Source organism: Pajaroellobacter abortibovis, from assembly GCF_001931505.1.
GTDB classification, from domain to species: Bacteria; Myxococcota_A; Polyangia; order Polyangiales; family Polyangiaceae; genus Pajaroellobacter; species Pajaroellobacter abortibovis.
The window spans coordinates 943,407-956,312 of the sequence record NZ_CP016908.1; the positions used below are offsets into that span (position 1 = coordinate 943,407).

Annotated in this window: 11 protein-coding genes; 3 read left to right on the plus strand and 8 right to left on the minus strand. The window is 44.9% G+C overall.

Annotated elements, in window-relative coordinates; translation table 11 throughout:
• Nucleotides 1-30: 30 nt before the first annotated feature.
• Together BCY86_RS04805 and BCY86_RS04810 are read right to left on the minus strand one after the other, a co-directional pair.
• Nucleotides 31-699, minus strand: a complete 669-nt coding sequence (locus BCY86_RS04805) for a hypothetical protein (protein WP_075276720.1) — start codon at nt 697-699, stop codon at nt 31-33.
• Between the two features lie 202 nt (nt 700-901).
• Nucleotides 902-1,402, minus strand: a complete 501-nt coding sequence (locus BCY86_RS04810; protein WP_075276721.1) for a peroxiredoxin — start codon at nt 1,400-1,402, stop codon at nt 902-904.
• 40 nt (nt 1,403-1,442) lie between these two features.
• Here BCY86_RS04810 and thiL point away from each other — a divergent pair, with 40 nt between their 5' ends.
• Together thiL and BCY86_RS04820 are read left to right on the plus strand one after the other, a co-directional pair.
• Nucleotides 1,443-2,432 (plus strand): thiamine-phosphate kinase, encoded by a 990-nt coding sequence (gene thiL / locus BCY86_RS04815; protein ID WP_075276722.1) that lies wholly within the window; start codon nt 1,443-1,445, stop codon nt 2,430-2,432.
• A gap of 192 nt (nt 2,433-2,624) precedes the next feature.
• Nucleotides 2,625-3,908 (plus strand): hypothetical protein, encoded by a 1,284-nt coding sequence (locus BCY86_RS04820; protein ID WP_075276723.1) that lies wholly within the window; start codon nt 2,625-2,627, stop codon nt 3,906-3,908.
• A 282-nt stretch (nt 3,909-4,190) separates the two neighbouring features.
• On the opposite strand, the gene BCY86_RS04825 is transcribed toward BCY86_RS04820, so the two are convergent.
• The 6 genes from BCY86_RS04825 to hemW all read right to left on the minus strand — a co-directional run bounded on the left by BCY86_RS04825 (nt 4,191) and on the right by hemW (nt 10,560).
• A complete protein-coding gene (locus BCY86_RS04825) occupies nt 4,191-4,415 on the minus strand; it encodes a hypothetical protein (protein WP_075276724.1) in 225 nt (74 codons plus the stop codon).
• A gap of 69 nt (nt 4,416-4,484) precedes the next feature.
• Entirely contained in the window at nt 4,485-4,850 is a 366-nt protein-coding gene (locus tag BCY86_RS04830; protein WP_075276725.1) for a hypothetical protein, read from the minus strand.
• A 591-nt stretch (nt 4,851-5,441) separates the two neighbouring features.
• Nucleotides 5,442-5,693, minus strand: coding sequence for a hypothetical protein (locus tag BCY86_RS04835; protein WP_075276726.1), 252 nt, complete (start codon nt 5,691-5,693; stop codon nt 5,442-5,444).
• Nucleotides 5,694-6,130: 437 nt separating this feature from the next.
• Nucleotides 6,131-7,675 (minus strand): M16 family metallopeptidase, encoded by a 1,545-nt coding sequence (locus tag BCY86_RS04840; protein ID WP_172824805.1) that lies wholly within the window; start codon nt 7,673-7,675, stop codon nt 6,131-6,133.
• Between the two features lie 95 nt (nt 7,676-7,770).
• The gene (locus BCY86_RS04845) at nt 7,771-9,177 is read right to left on the minus strand and encodes a M16 family metallopeptidase (protein WP_075276728.1); all 1,407 of its coding nucleotides are present in this window, start codon (nt 9,175-9,177) and stop codon (nt 7,771-7,773) included.
• A gap of 120 nt (nt 9,178-9,297) precedes the next feature.
• Nucleotides 9,298-10,560, minus strand: a complete 1,263-nt coding sequence (hemW, locus tag BCY86_RS04850) for a radical SAM family heme chaperone HemW (protein ID WP_083604203.1) — start codon at nt 10,558-10,560, stop codon at nt 9,298-9,300.
• 79 nt (nt 10,561-10,639) lie between these two features.
• On the opposite strand from hemW, the gene BCY86_RS04855 reads away from it, so the two are divergent.
• A complete protein-coding gene (locus tag BCY86_RS04855) occupies nt 10,640-12,805 on the plus strand; it encodes a RelA/SpoT family protein (RefSeq protein ID WP_075276729.1) in 2,166 nt (721 codons plus the stop codon).
• The last annotated feature ends 101 nt before the right edge of the window (nt 12,806-12,906 follow it).

A 12,906-nucleotide genomic window follows, 5' to 3' on the forward strand; every position in this document is an offset into this window, starting at 1 on the left:
ATGTTCCATAGCTCAATCAAATTACAACAGTTAGCGACCTGGAGGCTTTAAAGGGAGAATGCCCATCGAAGAAGGAGGAGGGGGGAAAATAGGAGAGCTCTTGATTCCCCCTAAAGGGGCAGAAAGCGGTGCGCTTTCGTTAATCCCATCAAGTGCATACAATGCGTTTAAAATGCGTTCAAAACCACATGCTTGAGCAGGCTCTTTGAAAAAGAGAGAAGCAATCCGAACAAGGCGCAAAGAAGTTGTCTTCCCCAGACTGACTTCTCTTTCTAAAAAAGATTCGAAGGTTCCATATCCCTTTGCAGCGTATAACTTCCTCGATTGAATATCTTTTAAGATGGAACCGATCTCCCAAAATCGTTTCGAAAGATTCTTTCTCAGTTTCTTGATATTAATAACAGCGGTGTGAAGATCAGCGATGGTCGCTTTAAGATCCTCAGTCTGCTGAGGAGCTCGAAGAGTCGAACGCGCACTTCCTGGAAATGACAACTCATTTGCCTTGGCTTTTTCTTTTTGCTTTGCAGCATGATGAGTGATCCAAGGGGCTCCACTGCCAACCCTTGTTTTTCTCTTTTTCTTCTCCTGCCTCGGTCTCTCCTCCCTGCGAGTTGCCTTACTGGTAGCTTTGGTTTTAGAGAGCATAGTAGATTTTGCGCTCGGAGTCTGTTTGGTCTCTCCGCTTTTGGCTATCCCCATCTCGTTTACGCCTAATGGTTAGAAAGGCCCTTCATTCTTTTATAGAATTCATCTATTGGATGGAAAACTACAGAAGGAATAAGGCCTTTATTTTTAAGAAAGAATACAATAAGAAATACAAACTGCTTAGCAAAAACTATCGATGTAAGTCTATCTTCATTTTTCTTTAGCAACTCAAGCTTTAGACTTTTTCATCGAGTCATTATTTTGGGAAGAAAGCATTCTCTTCGCTGCTTATGCACAGCCTTTCGAACACCTTATCGACATGTCCTTCTACTTTGACATGGTAAAAAGCTTCTTCTATTTTTTTGTCTGGTCGGATGAGAAAAGTGCTGCGAATGACCCCTTCTGTTATCTTTCCGTACAAATTTTTCTCTCCATAAGCTCCAAAAAGTTTATGCACCGTTAAATCAGGATCGCTGGCAAGAGGGATCTCCAAACGACAGCTGACTCGAAAGCGGTGATGGCTTTCTGTGGAATCTTTGGAAACACCGAGGATAGAGGCGTGATGTTGTTCAAAGTCAGCGATTCGTGCAGAGAAGGCTTGAGCTTCTCGAGTACACCCAGGGGTTTGATCTTTAGGATAAAAGTAAAGGATCAGAAAACGATCGGAAAAATCCGATAATGTTACTGTTTCTCCTTCATCTGTAAGAAGAGTAAAAGAAGGTGCCCTATCTCCTTTTTTGAGTCTGATCGATTCCATAAAATAAACTCCTCTCCACCATCCATAAATTAGTAAGAAGATGAAAAAACATCCTTTCCACCATCCAGAGAGCTCTTTAAATATAAGAAAAACAAGTGAAAAAGAAAAGATTGCTTTTTTAATCAGTCAGTTTAAGATGCCGTTTCCAGATGATGTTCTTCTTGGCATAGGAGACGATGCGGCGATTTTGGCTCCAATCCCAGGATTTAAGCTGGTGTGGACCATTGATGAGCAAGTAGAGGGGCAGCACTTTTTGCGAGAATACCTCTCATGCCGAGATATAGGATGGCGTGCTTACATGACAGCAGCAAGCGATCTCGCTGCGATGGGTGCGCGAGGCTGGTGCGCTCTTTCATCTATAGTCCTTCCACACTTTGTATCTGATTCAGATTGGCAGGAACTTATAGCGGGGCTGCGTGAAGCTGCATATTCTTTGCACATACCGATTGTAGGAGGGAATTTATCCCAAGGTAGCGCACTCAGCCTCGCAACAACTTTTCTAGGATATACTTCTCGAGCCATTTCGAGAGGAGGGGGAGGGGCAGGAGATAAATTGTGGTTAGCTGGCCCCGTGGGGTTAGCTGCAGCAGGCTTTCGAGCGTTACAAGCAGGAAGAGGAATGGAGCCTTCCCTCCAACCAGCTGTAGCAGCATGGCAGAGGCCACAGGCACGCCTAGATACAGTTGAAGAGTTGGACAAAAAGGCTCAGGCAGCAATTGATGTGTCGGATGGCCTAGCTCAAGATGTATTTTCTATGGCAGAGGCTAGCCAATGTCAGGCCCTCCTGGATCTCGATTCGATTCTTGAATATGGAGGGAATCCACTTGCCCAAGCTGCTGAGGCATTGATGGCTGATCCCCTAGAACTCGCCCTCTACGGAGGGGAAGACTACGCCATTGTGGCAGCTTCTTCTCAGCCTCTCACTGGTTTTTCCTGCATTGGTGAACTGCAGGAAGGGGAGGGGCTTTATGGAAAAAAACAGGGAAAGAAACTTCCTCTCACCGTAAGAGGATTTGATCATTTTATATAATAAGCTGTTTATATCTGATCCAAGATAAGAGCCAAAAAATTTTTTAAGGATGAGTGGTACTTTGAGAACGATTGACTATCATATGTTAGCGTTAGCAAATAGAAATTAAAAATGCTACACACACCTTCTCATTATAAAATACTATTCCAAAATAAATTAATAGCAAAAATTTACATTTATTTGGAGTGATTGATGGCATTATCTTGTCAAAAAAATGCTTTATTTTGTTTCCTCTTTTCCCTGTTGAGCAGCTGCGAAACAACTTCTTCTGTCTCAACAGGCCCTGATGAAGAATCTAAGCAAGGTAATATACTATGGAATGACAGAAGAAACGGAAAGCAAATAGAAAATGATATTTGTAAATCAACTCTCGATTTTTCATACAATCAACTTTCTTGGAATTCAGAGAAAAGAGGCCCTTTAAAAGATCATCTCAAGAAATTCGAGAAATGCATCCAAAAGATGTATCTCAATATCGAAGGAAGAGATGATCTGGAGAAAGAAGATTGTAAAGTCATTGCCGAGTCACCCATTAATGGCATCAACCTGAAAGAAACCAATGCCGACATGGCTTGTCTTACAGAATTAGCGAAGTCCCCCTCTCTTACTCAAATCAAACTAGGATATGAACGCCATTTTAAAGGAAACCGACTTTTATCAGACACAGCAGTTCAACAGCTCGCTCCTCTCCAACTGGAGACATTTGAACTTACCGATCATTTAGAAATATTCACGGATGCAGCGATCACACCGCTCAATTTAAAAAAAGCCACTTCCGTTGTTCTCAATGCAAACAATCTGACGGGAAATGCACTCGCGAATAGTCACGAATGGAATTCATTAAAAAAGCTGCAGCTGTGGGGAAGCAAATTTGATTCTAACTCCTTACAATACGCTTCTTCATGGGGGCAGTTAACTCATCTGAACCTCTACGGTAAAAATCTCACCGAAGCACTTGCACAACACGGAGAGCAGCTTTCTTCACTTGAAGAAGTCTCTTTACACAATATGAAAGACATAGCCCTCGTTGGCTCTCACAAATGGAAACAACTCAAAGTACTTCAACTCTATTCAGAGGAATTCACATTTGAAGCGCTAAAGTTTATAGACGCGCCTCTAAAGGTTCTTAAACTGCACGGAAACAAATTTGACAGCAATCAACTGGCTATTATCCCCGCTCTTGATCTTAAGAAAAGATGCAGCCAACTCGAAAAAATAGAACTTTCTGGTGATCATTTCACTGATCAACTATTGCAATACGCAGAAGAAGCAAAAATTATAGAATTAGAGCTCTGGGGTAAACAATTTACCGATCAGGTGCTAAGATATGGTAAGAAATGGAAGTTACAAAGTTTAAGTCTTCATGGAGATAATTTTACAGAAAACGCGGTCAAAATTGCTAACCAGCAATGGCCCGCTCTTCGTTTTTTCTACACATCCGGTGCTCAATTTAAAAAGGATGGCTTTCGAATCTAAGTTGCTCTATCCAGATCAATTATCTCCATTTAAAGAATGTAAATCATGAGGTAAGTTTGCAGCGAAATCTGATTTCCTTTTGTTTGTGGGAATGATTAAGAACAACTCATTGCATTACAGCAGTTGAGGCATTTGTAGTAAGCACGGGAGGTCCGCCCATGAGGGCATCCATCCGCGCAGCAAGCCCTACGCTACAAGCGGTGTGCCCTTTAGGTATGTCCTCCTCCTAACTCTGTGACTGAAGAAGCAGGGGAACTCTCTAAAGCTTCTTGAGGAATGCGGTCAGATGATCCGCGCTATGTATCCTTCAGGCTGAATATATACAAGGTCATAGCGACACAGGTATTCAATCCTTAAGATGTGGAAGAGGTAATCGACCACAGAAGTGGCAAATTTAATATGTGGATGATCTTCCTCAACTCCTTGAAGCTCAAAACGGGTAAAGGTAAACTGATGGACATATGTCTCAAGAAGGACTCCGTACTGAAGGTCAATCAAGACTGACATTACAAAACAGTTCATCAAGAGGTGGAATGCAGCCCTCTTTATGCAATGCATATCGATGAAGATTTCTCCTCAACAACCGTCTTCATGTTGTCTTATACGCAAGAAGATTTTATGCTCTCTCACTCTCGCTTCCCGGGTGAATCCCATCCGTTTTTTGGGAAGCCTCACCCGAACCCAAATAGGAGTGCTGGAGATGGACATCTTTCGATCCGGGAGAAGTAACGTAGATAGGCGATTCTTAGGCAGAGGAACCACTACCTGGACTCGAAAGGGAGTGAGAAGCTTCGCACAATCCTTGTAAATGGCAATCGCCTTTAACCCTAGCCTCCATCCTTCTTCATAGATGTGAAGCACGTCCTCAACGGTAGCTTTGTGGGGCAGATTCACTGTTTTCAATATCGCCCCGCTGAGGAAAAGCTGACAGGAAGCCATCATCACACATGACTGCTGGGCGCAAGAAACCGTTTACCGTGTTTGCCATACTGGTTGGAGCAACCAAACACGGAATAATGCTCAGGCTTAAGGTAACGATTAAGTGGTGTAACAAGACAAATCCACCAGAATCTCCTACGCCAGGAAGAAGATGAGATATGCTTGGCGATACTCATCCAGATCAAAAGGGAAGGAAGGATCGCCATTCTCTTGAAGCAACTTGGTCAGATTGAGAGAGGCTAGATTCAAGCAGAATCATCTAAAATACATACTCCGGCGAGGATTGGAAGTACGGATAAGCTCTGATTGAGAGCAAGTGTGCCCCCAATTAATGGTCGTATCGCACTACACACCGGGCAGCACACTGCCATGCGGATTCAGCAATCTGATTCCACAGGTCTCTTGCTTCTACACGTATCTACAATTTCCCCTCTTGGTAGACTACTTCCACCTTTCTCGATAGCTCGCATAAAATTCATCAGTGATTGGAACAGAATTTTTGAATTCTGCCCGCTGACGGTGTAATAAGCAAGCCCAAAGCAACTCACACGCATCCTGCGTTTTGATCACTTTCGACCGTTCAAAATGCCAAGCTCAGTGCCCCCCCCTCAATCCCATGCTCATGCCATAGGCCACAATTAATACAGGAGAATTAAAAGCACCGTACTGATGCACCATTAAAAAGGATAGCTCTGCCTGAAAAGCACAACCGGGAGGGGTTGCGAAATATCCTCCAAGCTTTTTCCCTGCTCCTCGAATGGTACGCGCAATATGAGGAACTACTTGACGAATACTTGTCTCTCCACAGGTTTCCCTCTTTCTTCCCCAAATGGGAACGGAACCCACCCTTAGGAAGGTATTTAGAAATCACAATACCCGTGGCTAACTGGCTTCAGCTAACAGGCACTTTCACGTGCTCTTGCTTAAAAACAACCGAACTATCAGGACTGGTAATGACACAAGATCGTTGCTCATGAGTCACTTCGTCCAAAGGATGCTTCCCAGGCGAAGTGTACTTACGAAGAATCATCAACCCTATTGCCTCCTGGGACTCCGACTGCACTGAAAGGCTCTCTTTTTGTCTGTTGTTCACATGGGACTAGTTCTGTGGTGGAAAATCTTAATTGAAAGCGTAAATCATAGGATCTAATGAGAACAGACAGCTAGCCTATTTCGCTGTAAAAAAATGGATGCAGATTACTTGCTTTTATCTCTTTTAAAAGATCGAAAGCCAACCAAAGCAATTTTTTTTAACTCTACAAGCTGCAATATGCGAATTGAATTTAAAGCTTGGGGGCCTCTAGGCTTGAAGCAGCAGGCTGTGCAGCACAAGCAGGCAACGTTTTGCGTTTTTTAAAGGAATTAGAAGGGTCTAAGATGACTACTTCTCCAAAAGGACATAACGATTCCGCAATAGAAGCTGCATCTCCTACAACTGTGATCACCATGGTAGAAGGCTCGAAGAGAGATTGAGCAAGAGTAGAGATCTGATTAGGCTCTACTTGCTCAAGTTCTTGACGATAGTGATCCCAATATCCATCCGGCAAACCCAAGATCTCCTGTTCCGTAATTAAATTCGCAATAGAATCGATAGAACCAATTCCCACCAGAAAAGAACCGTTTAACCATCGAGAAGCAGATCGCACTTCTTCAAGAGGAACGGGGGTCAAACGCAACGATTTGAGATTCTCAAGAATCGCAGCAACTGCCGAAGCAGTTTTAGGAGTCTGTGTCCCTACCGAAATCCAGAGAGGTTGAACACCGTGAGCATAGACATCAAGGTAAGCTCCTGCAGCATAAGCTAATGACTTGTTCTCTCGGACATCTCTAAACAGCCTCCCATTCTGACCACCCAAAGCCTGGGCAGTTATTTTTAACACCGGCCAAAGGGCAGAATTGCGCTCAGGCGCTGGAAGAGCCAACACAATCTCGCTCTGTGTGCTACCAAGACGATCTACAAGCAAGATGCGAGCTGGTCTCGGAACAGAAGGTGAGGAGGCAAACGCAACCTTCCTTTTCTCTTTTTGATTCGCTTTCCAGCTTCCAAAAGAACGCTGAGCCTGTTGAACAACCGCTTGGCCCTCACAATCCCCTACAACCACCAACACCGCCTGCGAAGGAGAATAAAAAGAACAATAAAACGCCTTGATTCCATTTAAATTGGTAGCTTCCACATCGGAAGGCAGCATCAGATTACGGTAAGGACTTTGCGGCGGATAGAAAGCCTGCAATGCTGCATAAGTAGCCATAAAATGGCTGTTGGAATGCATCTCTTCGTTTGCGATATCTTTTGCTCGAGCTTGAATCTTTTTAAACTCCGTTTCATCAAAACGAGGGGACTGGATCATCTCCCCGAGCAAAGCAAATCCATCTGCGAGGTACTCGCTTGGAAGTCTGAGACTAAATATGGTTTTATCGTTGCCAACTACTTCCGAAAATTCAGCACCTATCGATTCAATCTTATCCATCCACTGCTGCCCTGGCATTGAACGCGTCCCCCCCTCTTTAAGGAGAAGGGCAGTTAAACGAGCCTGAGCTGCCCCACTGCCATATCCATATCCAGCCCGCACCACAAGGCGAATCTCCACAAACGGGATCCGTTGAATACGCACACTATCTATTTGGAGACCATTAGGCAAAACAGTGCGTGAAATTGATGGAAAAGAAAAGGGTCTAGGCTGACTAGCAGGAGGGGGAGATTGAAAAATAGGATCATCCTTCTCTTGAGCAGATCCTTTTTGATCCTGATTAAGAGCTGTCAAAAGTGACGTGTTTGATGAAAGAAGAGAAGATCCCAAAGAGGAACTACATCCCTGTAAGAAAACCATAACGAACATTGCTAAGAAAACATAGTACATGGGCATATCACTTTTTCTCAATGGAGACCCCTCATTAGGAGGAGTTAACATTGATGCATCCACCTTCAAATCGTTTGGAGGGATTCACTATCTTCAGAAGGCTTAGGACCTGGTTGAATTTCCACCCGTGTTCTTCGACGCAAAGTTAAATAATTCACAACAGCCTTTTGAATGTCAGAAGGGGTAACCGCTTCTAATTGCTCAAGCTCTTTCATCGGGTTTGGATCATTCCAAAGGGTCTTCAAGTCACCAACCCGAACTGCTCTCTTGAGATCCAATTGCAACGGGAGCAAAATGCTCGAGCGAGCGCGAAGACGCAATTTGTTCATCTCTACATCCGCTGGAAGAAAGCGGGCAAGAGAGATCATCTCTTCTTGAAAGATCTCTTCTACCTCTTCCAGAGTGCCTTTCTCGGATATTTTACTCCACAGAGCAAAAAGGCTAGCCCCTCGATGAGGCTCTACCCACGCATCCACTTCGACAGCAATACCCTTTTCGCGCACTAACCTTCGATACAATCGAGAGCTCTCCCCATCTGCTAGAAGACGAGCAGCCATATTCAACGCAGCATAATCAGGTGTTCTTCCAGTGGGAATCGACCAACCCCACCATATGCCTGGTAGAGTGGCATGAAGATCCGCAATAATCTCCCCTCGAGGCTCTTTTTGACTGAGAAGAGGGAGCGAAGGTGATTCAGGAGGGGAAGGATGTGCAGAGATTGGATCAAAATAGCGATGGATAAGTTCTAGGACGTCCTTCTCATCAAATCCCCCTGAAATGGAGAGGACAGCATGAGAAGGATTGTAATAAGTCCGATGAAACTTCTGCACTTCTTCAAAAGGAGCGTTGTCCAAATCCTGCATCGATCCAATCGTGGGATGCGCATAAGGCCAGCAGTCTCCAAAAGCCAGTTCAATACCACGCATAATACCTTTGATATAAGGGGAATTCTCAACCCGCATACGATATTCTTCTTTAACGACGGCGCGTTGATTCTCAAAATTCTCAAGAGACGCGTTGAGGGCCCTCATGCGATCCGCTTCAAGCCATAACATCAGAGGCAGTTCATCGCGTGGCATCACTTGAAAGTAGTTGGTCCGCTCCTCATTGGTAGTTCCGTTTAAAATCCCGCCTCGCTGAGTAATGAGCTGAAAATGTCCTCCTCGAGGTACATGTTGGGAGCCCTGAAACATCATATGCTCAAAGAGATGGGCAAAACCTGAGAGTCCACGCCTCTCATTGCGAGAACCCACGTCATAGGTCACAGCAACACCCACTGTGGGCGAGTTAGCATCAGGCAATAAAACCACCCGCAAACCATTTCTTAAAGTCTCCTCCCGAATCGGAAAGGTAAAAGAAGGAGTAGAGGAGACAGGAGAGACAGAGATGGCTGAAGAAGAGGGTGATTCTGCCAAAGCCTCAGAGATAATCACTGCAAACAAAAGGAACGAAAGGAGCCAAGAAAACCGCATCCCTTAGATGAAATCATACCTTTTTTGTTCAGGCAACATTTACTTAAACTTTTTCTATCTGCGCTTTTTCCCTCTTATTAAGACAAACTTTCAAGCAGTTTTATTTCTTGACCTGATCTCTCAAAAGAGGCGAGCAGCTGTATCATCCGCCCACAACCAAGCCTCCCGAGGGATCCAAAGACGATCCCCCTCTCGTTTAAGTCTTCTCTGATCGATCAACCATTGAACTTGCTGTTCTCTCTCTTCCGTCCACGGTTGAATTCCAAGAGCATCTGCGTGATATGCAACGTCTATCCCTTCCGCTAATCGGAGCCCCAGCATCAAACGTTCTTTAAAAAGGGTCAGTGCATCGAGTTCCTCAGCCCATATGTCCAGGGGGTTATTTTCCCTTGACGGATCCTCTCGATAAAGAGTCATTTGAAAATAAGAACGCGGTTGGAGAGGATTCCGATAGCGCACACCGCGTATGGGCGACGAGTCGAAAAGATAAAAACCGACTGCTCCACAACCAACACCGAGATATTCCCACCCTCTCCAATAGGCTAAGTTATGCTGTGCCTCTTCCCCAGGAACAGCAAAGTTCGAAATTTCGTAAGGGGAAAGGCCAGCCTGATCGAGGACGCGCTGAAGCGAAAGAAATGTTTCCGCCACTTGACTCTCCTCTGCAAGGGGGAGCTTCCCCTGTCTAGCGAGTTGACCGAATCGAGTCCCTGACTCAACGGTCAATTGATAGCAAGAGAGGTGTTTGAGCCCCAAATGACACAAACGAAGCGCTTGTTCACAGGCATCATCGGGGGGTTGTCCCGACAAGCCAACGATTAAGTCCGCTGAGACCTTAGCTCCAGAGAGCAGAGCCCCTTGAACAGCCTCTTCCGCTGCACGAACGCCATGAGTTCGACCCAAGAATTGAAGTTGCTCAGCCTTTAAAGCCTGAACCCCTATCGAAAACCGATTAATACCAGCGCCCACCCATTGCTTAGCGTGATCCAATGAAAATGAGGTCGGATTGCATTCCAATGTAATCTCCATATCCGTCATGCACTCACAATGTGATTTAATAAATGCAAGCACTCGCCCCGCCTCCTCGGGCTCCCAAAGGCTGGGCGTACCCCCTCCTAAAAAGATAGAATGAAGAATCCGCCCCCGTCCTCGCTCGAATCGATTGGTTAGGTAGAAGCTTAGCTCTTTTATCACTGCTTCTGCATATTCAACATGCGGAATAGAAGAAGAATCCGTGGGGTACGAGGTAAAATCACAGTAAGGGCATTTGGTTAAACAGTAGGGAAAATGAATATAAAGGGAAAATGGACGTAAAACATCGCCTGGAAGCAAACTAAGGCTTGAGGTATCAATAACAGGAGGAAAAGGGAAAGAAAGATGCATCAAAAAGGAGAGGGAAAGGGAATTGATGAAGGAGAAAGTTGATGTTAAATAAAAAACAAAGGGATTCCTACTCTTGCAAATGATTGGAGTCGAACAAATTATTGAACAGGTTAAAGGATATCAGCCGAATCTTGATATAGATCTTATTCGGCGTGCCTACCATTTTAGCCACAGAGTACACCAAGGACAGGTTCGCAGATCAGGAGAGCCTTATATCGTCCATCCAGTAGGGGTTGCAGCGATGATCGCAGAACTCAAATTGGATAGTGGGAGTGTATGTGCAGCTCTCCTTCACGACGTTGTAGAAGATACTCTCACCACGATGGAGGAGATCGAACGAGAATTTAACACGGAGATCGCTTCCTTGGTGGACGGTGTAACCAAATTATCAAAAATTAATTTCACTTCCAAGCAAGACAGGGAAGCAGAAAATTTCAGGAAGATGGTCGTAGCGATGTCGCGAGACATTCGTGTCCTGTTGATCAAACTGTGCGATCGAATGGATAATATGCGCACTCTTCAATACATGCAGCGTTCTGCTCAGGAACGAATTGCACGGGAAACGCTTGATATTTATGCTCCTCTTGCACACAGGTTGGGTATTCAATCGTTTAAAAACGAACTAGAGGACCTCGCGTTCAAGTACCTGGAGCCCGAGATCTATGAAACGATCAACACCGCATTCGGGAAGACGAAAGAAGACCGCGATCGCTACATTGCACGCGTGTGCGAGACCTTCTCTACCCATCTCAAAACTCACGGACTCAAGATTGAGGTAAGTGGGAGAGCGAAAAATCCTTACTCCATCTGGCGGAAAATGCAGATGAGGAAAGTAGGGTTCGATCAAATTAACGATCTTATCGCATTCCGTGTCATTACTGAAAATACAGGCAATTGTTATGCCGCATTGGGGATGATTCACGCGAAGTGGACACCTCTTCCAGGCCGTTTTAAAGATCACATCGCCATTCCCAAATCCAATATGTACCAATCCCTCCACACGACGGTGATTGGTCCAGGAGGTCAACGGATCGAAGTGCAAATCCGAACCCAAGAGATGCACCATATCGCAGAGCACGGGATTGCTTCTCATTGGCTCTATAAAGATGGCCATACCGGAGGAAACCATCAACAAGATATTCAACGGTTTGAATGGCTCCGCCAGTTGGTTGAACTACAGAAGGATCTCAAGGATCCCGCTGAATTTTTAGAGGGATTAAAATTTGATCTGTTTCAGGACGAAGTCTACGTGTTCACTCCAAAAGGAGATGTGCGTGTCTTTCCAATGGGGGCAACTCCAATCGATTTTGCTTATGGAATTCACTCAGAGATAGGGAATCACCTGATCGGTGCGAAAATCGATGGCAAGCTCAACTCACTCCGTTACAAACTGAGGAATGGAGACGTCGTTGAAATTATTACCTCACCTCATCAGCAGCCATCCCGAGACTGGCTTGACTACGTAGTAACCACACGCGCTCGATCCAAAATCCGCAGTTCTCTCCGACAAGGAGAACGGGAGCGATCTCGCAAGCTTGGACAAGGGCTCCTAGAAAAGGAATTTCAAAAGTCAGAGCTCTCTTTTCATAAATTATTGAAGAGCTCTAATGAATTACAAAAACTCTTCAATGAACTGAAAGTCCAGTCGATCAATGAAGTGTTTATTGGGATTGGATATGGGAAAATTGATCCCACAGACATCGTCAGGTTTTTTGAGGCTCCAGCGAACTATGCAGAAGGGGTGCCCTTATCGGACAAATTTCGAGAGGATCAGCTTTCGGCTTTTATTCGCAAAGTTGTTAAAAAAGAGGATGGTGGAATTCAACTCAACGGGATCGATGACATTTTGGTACGGTATGCAAAATGTTGTTCTCCGCTGCCTGGCGACGAGATCTTAGGATTCATTACCAGAGGTCGTGGAGTGACTGTACATCGACAGAGCTGCTCTAAGGCTTTCGATACGGATCCAGAGCGGCGGGTTGAAGTGCAATGGGGAGCCAATCCTAAGATCAACTGTTTGGTTCACATCCGGATCATTGCTGTCGATCAATCAGGCATCTTAGCGCATGTAGGAAGAGTCTTTTTAGATGAAAGAATCAACATCACTGAAGCCAATTGCCGAACCCACAACGATGAAAAATCGATCAACATCATCAGTTTTCATTGCTCCAGCCTCGAACAGCTCAAACGGATCATAAGAGCTGTTCAGAAAATTAAAGGGGTTCTCTGTGTCGAGCGGATTTAAATCCCGATCGACCACTGATCCAGAATAGAAAGATTCGCTGCTCTACAAGTATGGATAATTGCATATTCAGGAAGTCGATTTTCCCACAAAAGGGAAGATAT

What these genes read in the sequence shown, in the direction of transcription:
- hemW (WP_083604203.1), bottom strand. Translation starts at nt 10,560, where the DNA reads ATGCATCTTTCTTTCCCTTTTCCTCCTGTTATTGATACCTCAAGCCTT.
- BCY86_RS04810 (WP_075276721.1), bottom strand. Translation starts at nt 1,402, where the DNA reads ATGGAATCGATCAGACTCAAAAAAGGAGATAGGGCACCTTCTTTTACT.
- BCY86_RS04830 (WP_075276725.1), bottom strand. Translation starts at nt 4,850, where the DNA reads ATGATGGCTTCCTGTCAGCTTTTCCTCAGCGGGGCGATATTGAAAACA.
- BCY86_RS04855 (WP_075276729.1), top strand. Translation starts at nt 10,640, where the DNA reads ATGATTGGAGTCGAACAAATTATTGAACAGGTTAAAGGATATCAGCCG.
- BCY86_RS04840 (WP_172824805.1), bottom strand. Translation starts at nt 7,675, where the DNA reads ATGGTTTTCTTACAGGGATGTAGTTCCTCTTTGGGATCTTCTCTTCTT.
- BCY86_RS04820 (WP_075276723.1), top strand. Translation starts at nt 2,625, where the DNA reads ATGGCATTATCTTGTCAAAAAAATGCTTTATTTTGTTTCCTCTTTTCC.
- BCY86_RS04805 (WP_075276720.1), bottom strand. Translation starts at nt 699, where the DNA reads ATGGGGATAGCCAAAAGCGGAGAGACCAAACAGACTCCGAGCGCAAAA.
- thiL (WP_075276722.1), top strand. Translation starts at nt 1,443, where the DNA reads ATGAAAAAACATCCTTTCCACCATCCAGAGAGCTCTTTAAATATAAGA.
- BCY86_RS04845 (WP_075276728.1), bottom strand. Translation starts at nt 9,177, where the DNA reads ATGCGGTTTTCTTGGCTCCTTTCGTTCCTTTTGTTTGCAGTGATTATC.
- BCY86_RS04825 (WP_075276724.1), bottom strand. Translation starts at nt 4,415, where the DNA reads ATGTCAGTCTTGATTGACCTTCAGTACGGAGTCCTTCTTGAGACATAT.